This window comes from Streptomyces macrosporus, assembly GCF_039533145.1.
GTDB classification, from domain to species: Bacteria; Actinomycetota; Actinomycetes; order Streptomycetales; family Streptomycetaceae; genus Streptomyces; species Streptomyces macrosporus.
Genome location: NZ_BAAASZ010000012.1, coordinates 109,076 through 126,242 on the forward strand (window position 1 = coordinate 109,076; position 17,167 = coordinate 126,242).

General features: G+C 73.4%; 14 protein-coding genes. 7 read left to right on the forward strand and 7 right to left on the reverse strand.

All coding sequences use genetic code 11. The annotated features are described in order from the left end of the window. Window positions 1–312 precede the first annotated feature (312 nt). Window positions 313–3,063: a SpoIIE family protein phosphatase gene (locus tag ABD335_RS07600; RefSeq protein WP_344321329.1), complete on the forward strand. Its 2,751-nt coding sequence runs from the start codon at window positions 313–315 to the stop codon at window positions 3,061–3,063. A gap of 78 nt (window positions 3,064–3,141) precedes the next feature. On the opposite strand, the gene ABD335_RS07605 is transcribed toward ABD335_RS07600, so the two are convergent. The 4 genes from ABD335_RS07605 to ABD335_RS07620 are packed head-to-tail and all read right to left on the reverse strand — an operon-like array spanning window position 3,142 to window position 9,038. Continuing rightward, complete coding sequence (locus tag ABD335_RS07605) at window positions 3,142–4,302, reverse strand: acyl-CoA dehydrogenase family protein (protein WP_344321330.1); 1,161 nt, start codon at window positions 4,300–4,302, stop codon at window positions 3,142–3,144. A gap of 4 nt (window positions 4,303–4,306) precedes the next feature. After that, complete coding sequence (locus ABD335_RS07610; protein WP_344321331.1) at window positions 4,307–5,305, reverse strand: hydroxymethylglutaryl-CoA lyase; 999 nt, start codon at window positions 5,303–5,305, stop codon at window positions 4,307–4,309. Continuing rightward, complete coding sequence (locus ABD335_RS07615; RefSeq protein WP_344321332.1) at window positions 5,302–7,392, reverse strand: acetyl/propionyl/methylcrotonyl-CoA carboxylase subunit alpha; 2,091 nt, start codon at window positions 7,390–7,392, stop codon at window positions 5,302–5,304. Before ABD335_RS07615 ends, ABD335_RS07610 begins: the two co-directional genes overlap by 4 nt. Window positions 7,393–7,406: 14 nt before the next feature. Continuing rightward, entirely contained in the window at window positions 7,407–9,038 is a 1,632-nt protein-coding gene (locus ABD335_RS07620) for a carboxyl transferase domain-containing protein (RefSeq protein WP_344321333.1), read from the reverse strand. 86 nt (window positions 9,039–9,124) lie between these two features. Here ABD335_RS07620 and ABD335_RS07625 point away from each other — a divergent pair, with 86 nt between their 5' ends. The 3 genes from ABD335_RS07625 (at window position 9,125) to tesB (ending at window position 11,999) form a co-directional block, all read left to right on the forward strand. Then, window positions 9,125–9,787, forward strand: a complete 663-nt coding sequence (locus ABD335_RS07625; RefSeq protein WP_344321334.1) for an SACE_7040 family transcriptional regulator — start codon at window positions 9,125–9,127, stop codon at window positions 9,785–9,787. A 110-nt stretch (window positions 9,788–9,897) separates the two neighbouring features. Continuing rightward, window positions 9,898–11,055, forward strand: a complete 1,158-nt coding sequence (locus ABD335_RS07630) for an acyl-CoA dehydrogenase family protein (protein WP_344321335.1) — start codon at window positions 9,898–9,900, stop codon at window positions 11,053–11,055. Window positions 11,056–11,084: 29 nt separating this feature from the next. Next, window positions 11,085–11,999: an acyl-CoA thioesterase II gene (tesB, locus tag ABD335_RS07635; protein ID WP_344321336.1), complete on the forward strand. Its 915-nt coding sequence runs from the start codon at window positions 11,085–11,087 to the stop codon at window positions 11,997–11,999. 159 nt (window positions 12,000–12,158) lie between these two features. Here the strand turns inward: tesB and ABD335_RS07640 are convergent, their stop codons facing one another. Beyond that, window positions 12,159–12,866, reverse strand: coding sequence for a MerR family transcriptional regulator (locus ABD335_RS07640; RefSeq protein WP_344321337.1), 708 nt, complete (start codon window positions 12,864–12,866; stop codon window positions 12,159–12,161). 119 nt (window positions 12,867–12,985) lie between these two features. On the opposite strand from ABD335_RS07640, the gene ABD335_RS07645 reads away from it, so the two are divergent. Together ABD335_RS07645 and ABD335_RS07650 are read left to right on the forward strand one after the other, a co-directional pair. Then, window positions 12,986–14,020: a hypothetical protein gene (locus ABD335_RS07645; RefSeq protein ID WP_344321338.1), complete on the forward strand. Its 1,035-nt coding sequence runs from the start codon at window positions 12,986–12,988 to the stop codon at window positions 14,018–14,020. After that, on the forward strand, window positions 14,017–14,481 hold the full coding sequence (locus tag ABD335_RS07650; RefSeq protein ID WP_344321339.1) for an ABA4-like family protein: 465 nt from the start codon (window positions 14,017–14,019) through the stop codon (window positions 14,479–14,481). The genes ABD335_RS07645 and ABD335_RS07650 overlap by 4 nt, the downstream gene beginning before the upstream one ends. A gap of 23 nt (window positions 14,482–14,504) precedes the next feature. Here the strand turns inward: ABD335_RS07650 and erm are convergent, their stop codons facing one another. Beyond that, window positions 14,505–15,275, reverse strand: coding sequence for an ErmE/ErmH/ErmO/ErmR family 23S rRNA (adenine(2058)-N(6))-methyltransferase (erm, locus tag ABD335_RS07655; RefSeq protein WP_344321340.1), 771 nt, complete (start codon window positions 15,273–15,275; stop codon window positions 14,505–14,507). Window positions 15,276–15,728: 453 nt separating this feature from the next. Next, the gene (locus ABD335_RS07660) at window positions 15,729–16,526 is read right to left on the reverse strand and encodes a phosphatase (RefSeq protein WP_344321341.1); all 798 of its coding nucleotides are present in this window, start codon (window positions 16,524–16,526) and stop codon (window positions 15,729–15,731) included. 150 nt (window positions 16,527–16,676) lie between these two features. Between ABD335_RS07660 and ABD335_RS07665 the strand changes: the two genes are divergently transcribed. Next, on the forward strand, window positions 16,677–17,167 hold a 491-nt coding region (locus tag ABD335_RS07665), incomplete at its 3' end, for an arginase family protein (RefSeq protein ID WP_344321342.1).

Below are 17,167 nucleotides of genomic sequence, written 5' to 3' on the forward strand. Positions count from 1 at the left end.
CTCCACGCGCGTCCCCAGAGGTGGTTTCATGATTTTTTGAAGCGCTTTCACTTCGCGGAGCGCGACGGCTTCCGCTGTGAACGGACTTGTCCTCACTTGTCCGTGAGCGGGTCCGTCCGGCTCCGTGGCGCGGCGGGCGGAGGGTTCCGGACGGGTGACTCCGCGAATCTCGCAAGGGGCTCGGAAGGGAGAGGTGTCCCAGGTGGGGCCGGTACTCGACGGGATGCCCCGGAGGCGGCCACTCGCCTCCGGATGGCAGGCAGTGCTAAGAATAGGCTTGTGATCGGACTTATCAGCCGATCTTGGGATTCGATGTCCCGTCTGCTCGGCACCCGTCGCCCGTCGGAACGGCACGGGAGCGGGGGAACGGGGGGCGAGGATTCCGGGCACCGGGCAAGGCGATCGTCGTCGGGGCGGCACCCCGGCTCGCTGCTGGGCGTGCGCAGCCTGGCGGGCCAGGTGTTCGTCCTCCAGGCCGTGCTCGTGCTCCTGCTCGTCCTCGCCGCGGTGGCGGCCCTGCTGATCCAGGCCCGGAACAGCGGCAAGGAGGAGGCGCGCCACCGGTCGGTCGCCGTCGCCGAGGCGTTCGCCAGCTCGCCCGGACTGCCGGAGGCGCTGGCGGGCGAGAACCCCACCGAGACGCTCCAGCCGCTCGCCGAACGGGCCAGAGAGCGCTCCGGCGTGGACTTCGTCGTCGTCACGGACACGGACGGCATCCGCTACACCCACCCCAGGCCCGACCGGATCGGCAAGCGCTTCGTCGGCGCCATCGAACCGGCGCTGGAGGGGGAGGTGGTCACGGAGGAGATCGTCGGGACCATCGGCCCCCTGGTGCAGGCGGTGGTGCCCGTCTTCGACTCCGACGGATCGGTGGTGGGCCTGGTCTCCGCGGGCATCACCATCGAGAAGGTCAGCAGCGGGGTCCAGGACCAGTTGCCGCTGCTCTTCGGCGCGTCCGCGGGGGCGCTGCTGCTGTCCATGGCGGGCACGGCGGTGGTCGGCAGGCGGCTGCTGCACCAGACCCACGGCCTGGGGCCGGCCGAGATGACCCGCATGTACGAGCACCACGACGCCGTGCTGCACTCCGTCCGGGAGGGCGTGCTCATCGTCGGGGCCGACGGCCGCCTCCTCCTCGCCAACGACGAGGCGCGCCGGCTGCTCGACCTGCCTCCGGACGCCGAGGGCCGTTCCGTCAACGACCTCGGTCTTCCGCCGCGCACCGGCCGGCTGCTCTTCTCCGGACGCGCGGCCGTGGACGAGGTCCACCAGGTGGGGGACCGGATGCTGGCCGTCAACCACGAGCCCACCGATCGCTTCGGAGGCCCCCCGGGCAGCGTGGCGACGTTCCGGGACTCCACCGAGCTGCGGGTGCTCTCCGAGAGCGCCGAGGAGGCGCGCCGCAGGCTGAAGCTGCTGTACGACGCGGGCACGGGCATCGGCACCACGCTGGACATGGTGCGCACGGCCGAGGAGCTGGCGGAGGCCGTGGTGCCCCGGTTCGCCGACTTCGTCACCGTCGACCTGGCCGACGCCGTGCTGCGCGGCGAGGAGCCCACGGGCGGCGTCGTGAACATGCGCCGGGTGGCCGCCCACGGCATCCGGGAGATCCCGTCCTTCTATTCGACGGGCGAACTGATCACCTTCCTGCCGTCCACGCCCCAGGCGCGGGGCTACCGGGCCGGCCGGGCGTTCCTGGAGGCCGACCTGGCCACCGCGCACGGCTGGCAGGCACAGGACCCCGAGCGAGCGCGACGGATCGTCGAGGAAGGGGTCCACTCGCTCATCACGGTCCCGCTGCACGCGCGCGGCATCGTCCTGGGCGTGGTCAACTTCTGGCGTGCGAAGGAGCACGGGTCCTTCGACGACGACGACCTGTCGCTGGGCGAGGAGCTGGTGGCCCGCGCCGCGGCGGCCATCGACAACGCCCGCCGCTACACCCGCGAGCACACCATGGCCGCCGCTCTGCAGCGCAGCCTGCTGCCCCGCGCCCTGCCCGGGCAGGAGGCGCTGGAGATCGCCCACCGCTACCTGCCCGCCCAGTCGGGGGTGGGCGGGGACTGGTTCGACGTGATCCCGCTGTCCGGGGCCCGCGTCGCGCTGGTGGTCGGCGACGTGGTCGGCCACGGCCTGCACGCGGCCGCCACCATGGGGCGGCTGCGCACCGCCGTCCACAACTTCTCCGCCCTGGACCTGCCGCCCGACGAGATCATCTGGCACCTCGACGAGCTGGTGGACCGGAGCGACCGGGACGGGGAAGGCGACGGGATGCCGGACGGCACGAACGCGATGATGGGCGCGACCTGTCTGTACGCGATCTACGACCCGGCCTCCCGGAAGTGCGTCGTGGCCCGCGCCGGGCATCCCCCGCCCGCGCTCGTCCACCCCGACGGCACCGTCGAGTTCCTCGACATCCCCGTCGGAGCGCCCCTCGGCCTGGGCGGGCCGCCCTACGAGACCGCCGAGATCGAACTGGCCGAGGGCAGCAGGCTGGTGCTGTACACCGACGGGCTCATCGAGGACCGGGGACGCGACATCGACGTCGGCCTGGCCCTCCTGCGGGAGGCACTGGCCCACGCGGGCGACTCGCCGGAGGAGACCTGCGACGAGGTGACCGACGCGCTGCTGACCGAGCGACCGCGCGACGACGTCGCCCTGCTCGTCGCCCGCACCAGGGCCCTGGGGCCCGACCGGGTCGCGGGGTGGGAGGTGCCCTCCGACCCCGCCGCGGTCTCCGCCGTCCGCGGCGAGGTCTCACGGCGGCTGGCCGACTGGGGACTGGAGGAGCTGGAGTTCACCACCGAACTGATCCTCAGCGAGCTGGTCACCAATGCCATCCGGCACGCCACCGGCCCGGTGCGGGTCAGGCTGCTGAGGCTGGAGCGCAGCCTGATCTGCGAGGTCTCCGACACGAGCAGCACCTCGCCGCACCTGCGCCGGGCGGCGACGACGGACGAGGGCGGACGGGGGTTGTTCCTGGTGGCCCAGCTCTCCGAACGCTGGGGCACCCGGTACACCGGGACCGGAAAGGTCATCTGGGCCGAGCAGCCGCTGTCCTCCGACTGACCGGGCCCCGCGCGGACGCCCGCGGACGGCCGCCCGCCGGGGAGGGGCGGCCGTCCGCACGGTGCGCGGTGTGCCGCCTCAGGAGGCGACGCCCAGCTCCCGGGCGATCAGCATGCGCTGGACCTCGCTGGTGCCCTCGCCGATTTCCAGGATCTTGGAGTCCCGCCACATCCGGGCCACCGGGTACTCGTTCATGAAGCCGTAGCCTCCGTGGATCTGGGTGGCCTCGCGGGCGTTGTCCACCGCGATCTCGGAGGAGTACAGCTTGGCGATGGCCGCCTCCTTCTTGAACGGCTCGCCCGCCAGCAGGCGGGCCGCCGCGTCGCGCCAGGCCAGACGGGCGGTGTGGGCGCGCATCTCCATGTCGGCGATCTTGAACTGGATGGCCTGGTTGGCGCCGATCGGGCGGCCGAAGGCGTGGCGGGTGCCCGCGTAGGCGATCGACTCGTCCACACAGCCCTGGGCCAGACCGGTGGCCAGGGCCGAGATGGCGATGCGGCCCTCGTCCAGGATGCGCAGGAACTGGGCGTAGCCCCGGCCCTCCTCGCCCAGCAGGTTGGAGACCGGGACCCGGACGTCGGAGAAGGACAGCTCGCGGGTGTCCGAGGCGTTCCAGCCGACCTTGGAGTAGGGGGCGGCGACGGTGAAGCCCGGGGTGCCCGAGGGGACGATGATCGAGGAGATCTCCGGGCGGCCGTCGGGCTTGCGGCCGGTGACGGCGGTGACCGTGACCAGGCCGGTGATGTCGGTGCCGGAGTTGGTGATGAAGCACTTGGTGCCGTTGATCACCCACTCGTCGCCGTCGCGGACGGCGGTGGTGCGGGTGCCGCCCGCGTCCGAGCCGCACTCCGGCTCGGTCAGGCCGAACGCGCCGAGCATCTCGCCCGAGCACAGCTTCGGCAGCCACTCGCGCTTCTGCTCCTCGGTGCCGAAGCGGTAAATCGGCATGGCGCCCAGCGAGACGGCGGCCTCCAGGGTGATGGCGATGGAGGAGTCCACCCGGGCCAGCTCCTCCAGGGCCAGGCACAGGGCGAGGTAGTCGCCGCCCATGCCGCCGTACTCCTCGGGGAAGGGCAGGCCGAACAGGCCCATGCGGCCCATCTCGCGGACGATCTCGTAGGGGAACTCGTGGTTCTCGTAGAACTCCCCGATCTTCGGCGCGACGACGTCGTGGGCGAACTCCTCGACGGTGCGGCGCAGTTCCTCGTGCTCGGGGGAGAGACGGTGGTCAAGGGACATGGCTTCACTGCTCCTTGTGGGAGTCGAGGGAGTCCTGGGAGGCGGTGGCGATCCGGGGGGCCAGGGCGCGGACCGTGCGGGAGGGGCTCGGGCGGCCCAGCCGGTCGGCCATCCACACGCTGGTGGCGGTGAGACGGTCGAGGTCGACCCCGGTGTCGATGCCGAGACCGTGCAACATCCACACGAGGTCCTCGGTGGCGAGGTTGCCGGTGGCGCTCTTGGCGTACGGGCAGCCGCCGAGGCCGCCCGCGGAGGAGTCCACGGTGGTGACGCCGTGCCGCAGGGCGGCGAGGGTGTTGGCCAGCGCCTGGCCGTAGGTGTCGTGGAAGTGGACGGCGAGGCGGTCGGTGGGCACACCGGCCTCGTTCAGCGCGGTCAACAGGGCGGTGACGTGGCCGGGAGTGGCCACGCCGATGGTGTCGCCCAGGCTGAGCTCGTCGCAGCCGAGGTCGAGCAGGCGGCGGCAGACGCCGACCACCTGGTCGACGGGCACCGGGCCCTCCCACGGGTCGCCGAAGCACATCGACAGGTAGCCGCGCACCCCGGCGCCCGCCTCCTTGGCGCGGGCCACCACCGGCTCGAACATCGCCAGGGCCTCGTCGACGGTGCGGTTGAGGTTCGCCTTGGCGAAGGACTCGGTGGCGCTGCCGAAGACGGCGATCTCACGGGCGCCGAGGGCCAGGGCCCGGTCCAGGCCGCGTTCGTTGGGGACGAGGACGGGGAGCCGTACGGCCGCGTCCCCCGCGCGGTCGGCGAGGTCGGCCACGGACGGGAACAGCCGCTCGGCGTCGGCGAGTTGGGGCACCCACCGGGGGTGGACGAAGCTGGTCGCCTCGATGGTGCGCAACCCGGCGTCGGCGAGCCGGCGGACGAACTCCGCCTTCACCTCGACGGGCACGACGGCCTGTTCGTTCTGCAGGCCGTCGCGCGGCCCCACCTCGTGGATGCGGACACGGGCCGGAAGCCCCTCGGCCGGGAAGGCCATGGGCAGTCCCTCGGTCATCGCGCGGCCTCCTCGGTCGACTCGCCGGGCACCCGGGGCTCCTTGGGCTCGACGACGGCGAGCACCTGGTCCATGGCGACCGTGCTGCCGGGGGTGACGTCCAACTCGACGACGGTGCCGTCGTAGGGGGCGGCGATGACGTGCTCCATCTTCATCGCCTCCACCACCAGCAGGCTCTGACCGGCGGTGACCACGTCGCCGACGGACGCCTTGACGACGGTGACCGTGCCCGGCATCGGCGCGGTCAGCGTGTCGGCGCCGTGCGCCCCGGCCCCGCCGCGCAGGGCGGCCTCGACCGGGTCGTGGTCGGCGAGGTGCCAGCCGACCCCGTCACGGCCCAGCCACCGACTGCCGTCGGCGTGGGCATGGGCGAAGACGTGGGTGACCCCGTCCCACTCCAGCAGCGCCCGGTCGGGCGCGTCGACGCGCAGCGCGGCCCGGACCGATCGGGCGTCCCCGACGCGGACCTCGGCGTCACCGACGTGGCCGCGCACCCGTACGGCCACCGGCTCACGGCCCGGTATCCGCAGGTGGTGGACCGTCCAGGCGGGTTCGCCGCCCAGCCGCCAACCGGTCGGCGCGGAGAACGGGTCGGTCCAGCCGGCGGGGGAGACCTCCGGCTCCAGATCGGCGTGGCGCAGCAGCGCCGCCGCCGCGTACACCTCCTCGGGGACCTCCGACGGCAGCAGCGAGGCCGCGTCGCGGTCGACCAGCCCGGTGTCCAACTCCCCGGAGACCACGGCCGGGTGCGCCAACAGGGCCCGCAGGAAGGCGGTGTTGGTCTCCACCCCCAGGATCGCCGTCTCCGCCAGCGCCGAGCGCAGCCGCCGCAGCGCGGAGGCCCGGTCCGGGCCGTGGGCGATCACCTTGGCGAGCATCGGGTCGTAGACGGTGCCCACCTCGGTGCCCCGCGCGAGCCCGGAGTCCACCCGGACGCCCTCGCCCGCCGGCTCGGAGAGCAGGTGCACCGTGCCCGCGGAGGGCAGGAAGTCCACCCTGCCGCCCGTGGAGCGCGCGCTCTCCGCGCAGATCCGGGCCTCGACCGCGTGGCCGTCGAGGACGATGTCGTCCTGGCCGAAGGACAGGGGTTCGCCGGCCGCGACCCGAAGCTGCCACTCCACCAGGTCCAGGCCGGTGATCAGCTCCGTCACCGGGTGCTCGACCTGGAGACGGGTGTTCATCTCCATGAAGCAGTAGGACTCCGGGTCGCCGCCGGGGACGATGAACTCCACCGTGCCCGCGCCCCGGTAGCCGCAGGAGCGGGCGGCGCGCACCGCGGCCTCGCCCATCGCCGCGCGGGTGGCCGGGTCCAGCAGCGGGCTGGGGGCCTCCTCGACGATCTTCTGGTGGCGGCGCTGGAGGCTGCACTCGCGCTCGCCCAGGTGCACCACGTTCCCGTGGCCGTCGGCGAGCACCTGGATCTCGATGTGCCGGGGCCGGTCGATCCACCGCTCCACCAGCAGGGTGTCGTCGCCGAAGGCGCCGCGGGCCTCGCGCCGCGCGGCGGCGATCTCGTCGGCGAGCAGCGCCTCGTCGCGCACCAGCCGCATGCCCTTGCCGCCGCCGCCCGCCGAGGGCTTGAGCAGCACCGGCATGCCGATCTCCCGTGCGGCGGCGGCCAGTTCGGCGTCGGTCAGCCCGCTGCCGCTGCTGCCGGGCACCACCGGCACCCCGGCCGCCCGCACCGTCTCCTTGGCGCGGATCTTGTCGCCCATCAGCGCGATGGCGTCCGCGGGCGGGCCGACGAAGACCAGCCCGGCCTCCTCCACCGCACGGGCGAAGGCGGCGTTCTCGGCGAGGAATCCGTAGCCGGGGTGGACGGCCTGCGCGCCCGTCCGCCGCGCCGCCTCCAGCAGCCGCTCGATCGACAGGTAGCTCTCGGCGGCGGGCGCCGGGCCGATCCGCACCGCGGTGTCCGCCTCCCGCACGTGCCGGGCGCCGGCGTCCGCGTCGCTGAAGACGGCGACGGAGCGCACGCCCAGCCGGCGCAGTGTACGGATGACGCGGACGGCGATCTCGCCGCGGTTGGCGACCAGCACCGTGTCGAACGCCATGGTGGCCGCCTTGCTGGACACTGTGTCGGACATCGAACGCATCCCCCTCACATCCGGAAGACGCCGTAGCCGGGCGCCGCGGGATCCTTCTCGGGCAGCGGCGCGTTGGCACAGGCGGTCAGCGCCAGGCCCAGCACCGTGCGGGTCTCCAACGGGTCGATCACGCCGTCGTCCCACAGGCGCGCGGTCGCGTAGTAGGCGTTGCCCTGGGTCTCGTACTGCTCGCGGATCGGGGCCTTGAACGCCTCTTCCTCCTCGGCGCTCCACTCCTCGCCGCGCGCCTCCAACTGGTCGCGCTTGACGGTGGCGAGCACCGAGGCGGCCTGCTCGCCGCCCATCACCGAGATCTTCGCGTTGGGCCACATCCACAGGAAGCGGGGCGAGTAGGCCCGACCGCACATCGAGTAGTTGCCCGCGCCGTAGGAGCCGCCGACCACCACGGTCAGCTTGGGCACGCGGGTGCACGCCACGGCCGTCACCATCTTGGCGCCGTGCTTGGCGATGCCGCCCGCCTCGTACTGACGACCCACCATGAAGCCCGAGATGTTCTGCAGGAACAGCAGCGGTATGCCGCGCTGGTCGCACAGCTCGACGAAGTGGGCGCCCTTCTGGGCGGACTCGGAGAACAGGATGCCGTTGTTGGCGACGATCCCGACCGGGTGGCCGTGGATGTGGGCGAAGCCCGTCACCAGCGTCGTGCCGTACTCGGCCTTGAACTCCGCGAACCGCGAGCCGTCCACGATGCGGGCGATGACCTCGCGCACGTCGTAGGGGGTGCGCGAGTCCACCGGAACCGCGGCGTAGAGCCCGGCCGGATCGACCGTCGGCTCCTCCACCGGCCTCACCGGCCAGGGCATCGGCCCGCGCCGGGGGAGGGTGGAGACGATCTGCCGCACGATCCGCAGGGCGTGGGCGTCGTCCTCGGCGAGGTGGTCGGTCACCCCGGAGGTGCGGGAGTGGACCTCGCCGCCGCCCAGCTCCTCGGCCGTGACGACCTCGCCGGTGGCGGCCTTCACCAGCGGCGGCCCGCCCAGGAAGATCGTGCCCTGGCCGCGCACGATCACGGCCTCGTCGCTCATCGCGGGCACGTACGCCCCGCCCGCCGTGCACGAGCCCAGCACCGCCGCTATCTGCGGGATGCCGGCGCCGGACATCCGCGCCTGGTTGTAGAAGATCCGCCCGAAGTGCTCCCGGTCGGGGAAGACCTCGTCCTGCATCGGCAGGAAGGCGCCGCCCGAGTCCACCAGGTACACGCACGGCAGCCGGTTCTCCAGGGCCACTTCCTGGGCCCGCAGGTGTTTCTTGACCGTCATCGGGTAGTACGTGCCGCCCTTGACGGTGGCGTCGTTGGCGACGATCACCACCTCGCGCCCCGACACCCGTCCGATGCCGGCGATCACGCCCGCGGCCGGGGCCTGCCCGTCGTACATCCCGTCCGCCGCGAGCGGCGCCAGCTCCAGGAAGGGCGAGCCCGGATCCAGCAGGGCGTCCACGCGGTCGCGCGGCAGGAGCTTGCCGCGCGCGACGTGCCGTGCCCGGGCCCGCTCGCCGCCGCCCAGCCGGGCCGCGGCGAGCTTCTCCCGCAGCCGGGCGGCCAGCTCGCGGTGCGCGGCCTCGTTCGCCCGGGCGGCCTCGGAGGTCGGATCGACTGCGCTGACCAGCGGCGGTGCCTGCTGCATGCCCTTCGAGCCTCCTTGCTCGGTTAGTGAGCGTTAACCTCGTCACCAGGTTAACGCCCGCTAACCCGGCTGTCTACAATTCCCCCATGAGCTCCAGGACCGACGCCCCCACCCGCCGCGAGCAGATCCTCGGCGAGGCCGCCCGCCTCTTCGCCGAGCGCGGCTTCCACGGCGTCGGCGTGGACGAGATAGGCGCGGCGGTCGGCATCAGCGGTCCCGGGCTCTACCGCCACTTCCCGGGCAAGGACGCGATGCTCGCGGAGCTGCTGGTCGGCATCAGCGAGCGGCTGTACACGGGCGGGCGCAGGTGTCTGGCGGAGTCCGCCGAGGCCGGACTCGCGCCGGGCGCCACCCTGGACGCGCTCATCGACCGCCACATCGACTTCGCCCTCGACGACCGGGCCCTGATCACCCTCCACGACCGCGAGCTGGACCGGCTGCGCGACAGCGACCGCAAGCTGGTGCGGCAGCTCCAGCGCCAGTACGTGGAGCTGTGGGTGGGGGTGGTCCGCGAGGTCCATCCGGGGCTGCCGGAGAAGGAGGCCCGCGCCTCGGTCCACGCCGTGTTCGGCCTCCTCAACTCCACGCCCCACCTCAGCCGTCCCTCGGCCCTCCCGGACCGCGCGACGACGGCCGCCCTCCTCCACCGGCTGGCCCGCGGCGCCTTCGCCGCCGCCGAGGGCCGGGGCGGCGCGGACGCGGACGGCGCGGACGGCGCGGACGGCGCCCGCGGCACCGCGGGCGCATGACGTCGCGCACACGCGCGAACCTCCGGTCGAACCCCTCTGGACAGTCGAACCGACCCTTGGGTAACTTGCGCTGAGCAAGCGCTTAGTTTTCCGGCTCCAGGAGGCGAGACGTGCGTCGCACGGTGTTCAACGAGGACCACGAGGCGTTCCGCGAGACCATCCGCGACTTCATCGCCGCCGAGGTCGTCCCCCACTACGACGAGTGGGAGAAGCAGGGGTACGTCCCCCGCGACTTCTACCTGAAGCTCGGGGAGCTGGGCGTCTTCGGGATCGAGGTGCCCGAGGAGTACGGCGGCGCCGGCGAGACCAGCTTCAAGTACAACGCCATCATCTCCGAGGAGACCGCCCGCGCCGGCGTCAGCTTCGGCGGCTCCGGCGTCCACACCGCGCTGTGCCTGCCCTACCTGCTGAAGTACGCCACCGAGGAGCAGAAGCGCCGCTGGCTGCCGCCCTTCGTCACCGGCGAGATGATGACCGCCATCGCCATGACCGAGCCCGGCACCGGCTCGGACCTGGCCGGGATGAAGACCACCGCGAAGCTGTCGGAGGACGGCACGCACTACATCCTCAACGGCGCCAAGACCTTCATCACCGGCGGCGTGCAGGCCGACCGCGTCCTGGTCTGCTGCCGCACCGCACCGCCCTCCCCGGAGGACCGGCGCTCGGGCATCTCCATCCTCGTGGTCGACACCAAGAGCGAGGGCTACGCCGTCGGCCGCAACCTCGACAAGCTGGGCCTGAAGTCCTCCGACACCGCCGAGCTGTCCTTCACCGACGTCAAGGTCCCCGTCGAGGACCTCCTCGGCGAGGAGGGCCAGGCGTTCTCCTACCTCACCCACAACCTCCCGCAGGAGCGCCTGGGGATCGCGATAGGCGCCTACGCCCAGGCCGCGGCGGCCGTCCGCTTCGCCCACGAGTACGTCAAGGACCGCACGGTCTTCGGCAAGCCGGTCGCCTCCTTCCAGAACACCAAGTTCGTCCTCGCCGACTGCCGGTCGGACGTGGACGCCATGCAGGCGGTCGTGGACCGGGCGCTGGAGGCCCTGGACGCCGGCGAGCTGACCCCCGCCGACGCCGCCTCCGTCAAGCTGTTCACCACCGAGACGGCGGCGAAGGTCATCGACAAGTGCCTCCAGCTGCACGGCGGTTACGGCTACATGCGGGAGTACCCGATCTCCCGCCTCTACGCCGACACCCGCGTCACCCGCATCTACGGCGGCACCAGCGAGGTGATGCGGTCCATCATCGCCAAGTCGATGGGCCTGTGAGGCGGGACCGCGCGAAGGACCGCACCACCGTGAACACCGTCGGAAGCGGCGGGGGCGCCGGCCGGGCGCCCCTGCACGCCCTGCTCGCCCTGCTCGACCTGGAGCGGGTGGACCGCGACATCTTCCGCGGCGAGAGCCGCTCCGCCGTCGTCCCCCGGGTCTTCGGCGGACAGGTCGCCGCGCAGGCGCTCGTCGCGGCCTCCCGCACGGTCCCCGAGGACCGGCTCGCCCACTCGCTGCACGCGTACTTCCTGCGCCCCGGCGACCCGGAGGCGCCCATCGTCTACACGGTGGACCGCATCCGCGACGGGCGGTCCTTCACCACCCGCCGCGTCGTCGCCGTCCAGCACGGGCAGCCGATCTTCCACCTGTCGGCGTCCTTCCAGACGCACGAGGAGGGGCTGGAGCACCAGGAGCCGATGCCCGACGTCCCGGACCCGGAGACGCTGACGCCCGCGGCCGAGCTGCTGCCGCGCCACGCCCACCTCTTCGCCGACCCGGGCGTGGCCGACCGCCTCGCCGAGGCGCGGGCACCGGTCGACCTGCGGTACGTCGACGACCCGCCGTACCTGACGGCCGGCCGGCCGCGCGAGCCGCGCTCGCGGATCTGGTTCCGCACCAACGGCAAGCTGGACGGCGACCTCGACCGGCCCATGCTCCACCTGTGCCTGGCGACCTACATCTCCGACATGAGCCTGCTCGAACCCGTCCTCCTCGCCCACGGCCGCGGCGGCTGGACGGTCGGGGACGTGGTGGGCGCGAGCCTGGACCACGCGATGTGGTTCCACCGCCCCTTCCGCGTGGACGAGTGGCTGCTGTACGACCAGGAGAGCCCCACCTCCCAGGCCGGCCGCGGGCTGGGGCGCGGCCGGATCTTCACCGCCGACGGGCGGCTGGCCATCACGGTGGTGCAGGAGGGCGTGGTGCGGGTGCCGCGCGGCTGAGGCCGCGCGGACGGGGCCCGGCGAGCGGGGTCGGACCCCCTCGCCCGGCCCGTCCGCTCCCTCCCGGCCGACGGAGCCGGCGGCGGCTCCGTCGGCTCCTGTGTCTCCGTCGGCTCCGACATCCCGGTCGGCTCCGACGTCTCCGTCGTCTCCGTCGTCTCAGTCGCCGAAGCGGCGGGCGGAGGCGTCCACCTGGGCGATGCGCCGCAGGGCGGCGATGATCTTGTCGCCGAGGAGCGTGCCGACGACCACGGTCTCCACCAGCCCGTCCCGGTCCGCCCGTTCGGCGACGTACTCCACGTCCGCCCGGGCGATGATCTCCACGGCGTCGGCGTAGGCGTCCAGGAGCCGGACGAGATCCCCGTGCCCGAGACGCTCCATCGCGGCGACGGCGGTGACGAGCGAGTCGACGGCGGGGTAGTGCGGGGAGACCCGCCAGCCGCGCCTGGCGAGGAGGGCCTCGACCTCCGCCCGGACCGCCGCCGTCCTCTCCCCGTTCCCGCTGCCGTCGGTGCCGTCCCCACTGCCGTCCCCGCTGCCGTCCCCCGCACCGCTCCGGGCCTTCCCGCCGGCCCCGCCGTCGTCCGTCCCCTGTCCCGCGATGCTCGTGGACGCCACCCCGAGCACCTTGTGCACCGGTTGCGACGGGTCGTCGATCGCCGCGAGCACGTCCGCCACGGCCGCCACGGAGAGACCGCCGACGCCGATCAGGGTGCGGATCAGACGCAGCCTGCGCTCGTGCCCCTCGTCGTAGTGCGCCTGGTTGGGGCTGGAGAGCCGGCCGGGCGGAAGCAGCCCCTCCCGTACGTAGAACTTGATCGTCGGTACGGACACTCCGGTCCTGCGGCTCAGCTCGCCGATGCGCACGGTCGGTTCCCTTCTCGCGCCCCACGCGGAGCGCCCTTGCACAGCGACTCCCCATGATAGATAGTTTCACTATCAGATAGTGGATAGTGCTACTTTCCATTCTCTTCCTGGGGGTCCTCATGTCCTTGGCACGTCGGGCACTCGCCTGGCACCGGCCGCTGATGCTCTTCGCCGCCGCCATGTCCGTCCTCGCGGTCGTCTCGGCCGTGGGCACGGCGGCCGACGACCGGCTCCTGGACGGCGTTCCGATCTGGTTCAAGCCGCTGAAGTTCTCGGTCTCGTTCGCCCTCTACTGCGCGACGCTCGCGTGGATGCTGTCGCTGCTCACCCGGGGACGCCGCACGGGCTGGTGGGCCGGGACGGTGGTCGCCGCGACCTCGGCGATCGAGATGGCGATCATCGTCCTCCAGGTCGTCCGGGGGAAGCGCAGCCACTTCAACAACGAGACCCCCTTCGACCGCGCGCTGTTCGACGCCATGGGCGCGACCGTGGCCGTGCTGTGGCTCGGAGCCCTGGTCATCGCCGTGCTGCTGTTCCGGTCGTCGGCGATCGACCGCGCCGCCGCCTGGGCGGTCCGGCTCGGCGCGGTGCTCGCCCTGGTCGGCGCGGGGCTCGGCTTCCTGATGGTGATGCCCACCCCCGAGCAGACGGCCGCCGCCGAGCGGGGCGTGGCCCGGGTGATCGGCGCGCACAGCGTGGGCGTTCCGGACGGCGGACCCACGATGCCGCTCACCGGCTGGTCCGCGACCGGTGGCGACCTGCGGATACCGCACTTCGTCGGCATGCACGCGCTCCAGGCGCTCCCGCTGCTCCTCCTGGTGCTCCTGGCCCTCGCGTCGCGCTTCCCGCGCCTGCGGCACGAGAGCGTCCGGTTGCGGCTGGTCCTGGTGGGCGCGGGCGTGTACACCGCCGTGCTCGGCCTCGTCACCTGGCAGGCCCTGCGCGGGCAGTCGCTGGTGCGCCCGGACGGCCTCACGCTCGCCGTGGCCGCCGCCGTCGTCGTCGCGGGATGCGCCGGCGTCGGGTTCGCCCTGCGCACGCCTCCCGCCCGGAACCCCGCCCCGGCCTCCGTGCGGCCCCCGAGCCCGCGACGGGCCCCGGCGGAGCCCGACAGGGAACCCGGCAGGCAGTCCGACAGGGAGCCGGTGGCATGACCGGTCTCCTCTTCGACCTCGCCTTCTGGTCGGCGGCACCGGTCTGGCTGCTGATGATCTTCGCTCCGGGGTGGGGGACGACGCACCGGATCGCGGCCTCCCCGCTGACGGTGGTGCCGATCCTGCTCGTCCACCTGGCCCTCGCCCTGCCCGTCCTGCCGGAGCTGTGGGCGGCGGTGAGCCGGCCGGAACTCGACGCGTTCCGGGAGCTGACGGCCCTGGCCGGCGGCGCGGCGGCCGTCTGGGCGCAGGTCATCGCCTGGGACCTCCTCGTCGGCCAGTGGATGTTCCGCGAGGGACGCCGGCTCGCCGTGCACCCGCTGGTCATGGGACCGCTGCTGGTGCTGACGGTCCTGCTCTCGCCCATCGGCGTGCTGCTCTTCCTCCTCCTGCGGGCGGCACGGACGCGGCGGACCCGGCGTGCCCGGCCCGGAGCGGGCGTTCCCGTCCGGGCCGGGTAGCGGGCGCCGGGGGAGGGGCGGGGCTACCGGTCCCGCTCCAACTCCCGGAACAGCGCCAGCCACTGATCCGGCGTCACCAGCCCCGCCGGCGTGTCCGGGGCCGGCCCCACGGCCCGGAAGGCCGCCCGGACCGCGCGTCCGCCGTACCGCCGCGCCAGCGTGGCGGCCGACGAGCCGCCGACCCCGGTGAAGCCGTGGGCGACGAACTCCCGGTAGGCGGCGAGCCGTCGACGGGGCAGCAGCGGCGCGGGGCGGCGTTCGATCCGCAGGACGGCCGAGTCGACGCGCGGCGCCGGGACGAAGCTCTCGCGCCCGACCCGGCCGCCCAGCCGCCAGGCGTACTCCGGCCAGGTCCGCACCGTCAGCAGCGGCCAACGGCCGTAGTCCCCGGTGTGCTTGCGGGCGTACTCCCGCTGCGTGAGCAGCGTCGCCGAGGTCAGCGTCGGGGCGTCCAGGCACCACCGCACGATGGCGGTGGTGCGGGAGTACGGGATGTTGCCCACCACGGCGAACGGCTCGCGCGGCGGCCGGGCCCGCAGGAAGTCGCCCCGGACGGGGTGGACGCCGGGCCGGTCGGCGAAGCGGCGCGACAGCCGGGCGGCCAGGCGCGGATCGATCTCGTACGCCACCACCTCCCGGCAGGTCCGGGCCAGTACGGCGGTGATCGGTCCCTCCCCGGCGCCGGGCTCGACCACGAGGTCGTCGGGCCCCACCCCGGAGAAGCGCACGAGGCGGCGGATGACGGAGGTGTCGTACAGGAAGTTCTGGGAGAGAGTGATGCGGCGGCGTGCCACGGGCTGAAGTCCTCTGCCGAGGACAGGCCGGGGCTCGGGCCGGCGAACGCGGCGGCGCTACGGGCGCGCCGGCGAACGCGGCGGCGCTACGGGCGCGCCGGTGGGCGCGGGGGAGTCCGGGGCCTGTCCGGGTGTACGTCGGACACCGGGGCCCTGGGCACGCGCGAGGAAGGGCGCGGAGAGTCGCGGAAGGTACCGGGGAGATACCGAGGAGAGGTATCGGGAAGAGGTACCGAGGAGAGGAACGCACGGGTCGAGGGGACCCGTGGACGGTTCAGGCGCTCGGCGCGTCCCGGCGGACCAGGGCCGGACGCCGACCGCGCGGACGGCGGGTCGTCTGCGGACACCAGCCGGAGCACCACGCGTCGGCGCGCGCCCCGCCGGTGATCGCCGCGCAGAATGCGGAACACATGACGCCGACGGTAGGACGGCCCCCGCCGCCGGGCAACCGGATTACGCGGGGGTCAGGCCCGCCGCGTCCAGCAGGTACGCCGTCAGGGGCTCGTAGTACCGCGGATCGACCACGTGGTCGTCCAGGGGGACGGTGACCGCGAGGGTGCCCTCCGCCTCGCCGATGAACAGCGCCGGGTCGTTGCAGTCCGCGAAGCCGACGGTGAGGATGCCGCGCTGCGCCGCGCAGCCCGCCCAGCCGTGGTCGGCGAAGACCAGGTCCGGCAGCGGCTCGCCCTCCCGCTCCAGGGCGTCCAGGATCGCGGTCATCGGCTCGGGGGAGTGGGTGTGCCACAGCGACGCCCCGCGCTCGTGCATCGCGATGTCCGCGAGCTGCACCACCACGCCCTGGTCCGCGATCAGGCCCAGCGGCACCCGGACGATCTCGCACCCGGCCAGGCGCAGCGCGTTCGCCACCCGGCTGTGCAGGTCGATCAGCGCGCCCGGGTGGCCGGTGGCGAACAGCACCCGGTGTCCGGCCTCCGCCGATTTGCGGAGCTGCGCCGCGGCCCGGTCCAGGGCGGCGACGGTCAGCTCCGGGTCGATGGTGTCCTGGCCGTGGCGGTGCTGGGGGTCGTCGACGACGCCGCAGCGCTCGGCCATCACCGCCAGCACGTCCTGCTCGTCGGTCCACCTCTCGCCCAGTTCCAGGCCCAGCCAGTAGTGTCGATCGCCGTTGGCGAGCCTGCGGTAGTGGTCCAGGTTGTTCTCGCGCGGTGTGGCGACGTCGCCCGCGATGCGGGTGCGGACGAGGTGGTCGATCAACTCGGCTCGGGTGGGGACGGCGGGGGTTATCGGCATGGGGGCATTGTCCCCCGCGCACGCCCGTGAGGGCGATCGGCTTCCGACGGAGCGTCGCCGCGACGCCTTGTACGGGCCGTATAAAAAGCCCCGGCGGACTGTTGCGTCCGTCCATGTATCCGCGCCCGGTCCGCCCCTACCCTCGACCGCATGAGCACCGACCAGCAGCCTCGTGGCCCCGTCGACTCCTCCCGTGTCCCGCGCTTCGCCGGCCCGGCGACCTTCGCCCGGCTGCCGCGCCTGGACGAGGTGGGAGGCCGTACCGACATCGCCGTCGTCGGCGTGCCGTTCGACTCCGGCGTCTCCTACCGGCCCGGCGCCCGCTTCGGCGGCAACGCGATCCGTGAGGCGTCCCGCCTGCTGCGCCCCTACAACCCGGCCCAGGACGCCTCGCCCTTCGCGCTCGCCCAGGTGGCCGACGCGGGCGACATCGCCGCCAACCCGTTCAACATCAACGAGGCGGTCGAGACGATCGAGGCCGCGGCCGGGGAGCTGCTGGACACCGGCGCCCGCCTGGTGACCCTCGGCGGCGACCACACCATCGCCCTGCCCCTGCTGCGCGCGGTGGCCGGGCGGCACGGCCCAGTCGCCCTGCTCCACTTCGACGCCCACCTGGACACCTGGGACACCTACTTCGGCGC

Excerpts from the sequence above, each read along its gene's own strand:
- ABD335_RS07600 (WP_344321329.1), top strand. The coding sequence starts at position 313 with ATGTCCCGTCTGCTCGGCACCCGTCGCCCGTCGGAACGGCACGGGAGC.
- ABD335_RS07605 (WP_344321330.1), bottom strand. The coding sequence starts at position 4,302 with ATGTCCCTTGACCACCGTCTCTCCCCCGAGCACGAGGAACTGCGCCGC.
- ABD335_RS07610 (WP_344321331.1), bottom strand. The coding sequence starts at position 5,305 with ATGACCGAGGGACTGCCCATGGCCTTCCCGGCCGAGGGGCTTCCGGCC.
- ABD335_RS07615 (WP_344321332.1), bottom strand. The coding sequence starts at position 7,392 with ATGTCCGACACAGTGTCCAGCAAGGCGGCCACCATGGCGTTCGACACG.
- ABD335_RS07620 (WP_344321333.1), bottom strand. The coding sequence starts at position 9,038 with ATGCAGCAGGCACCGCCGCTGGTCAGCGCAGTCGATCCGACCTCCGAG.
- ABD335_RS07625 (WP_344321334.1), top strand. The coding sequence starts at position 9,125 with ATGAGCTCCAGGACCGACGCCCCCACCCGCCGCGAGCAGATCCTCGGC.
- ABD335_RS07645 (WP_344321338.1), top strand. The coding sequence starts at position 12,986 with ATGTCCTTGGCACGTCGGGCACTCGCCTGGCACCGGCCGCTGATGCTC.
- ABD335_RS07650 (WP_344321339.1), top strand. The coding sequence starts at position 14,017 with ATGACCGGTCTCCTCTTCGACCTCGCCTTCTGGTCGGCGGCACCGGTC.
- ABD335_RS07660 (WP_344321341.1), bottom strand. The coding sequence starts at position 16,526 with ATGCCGATAACCCCCGCCGTCCCCACCCGAGCCGAGTTGATCGACCAC.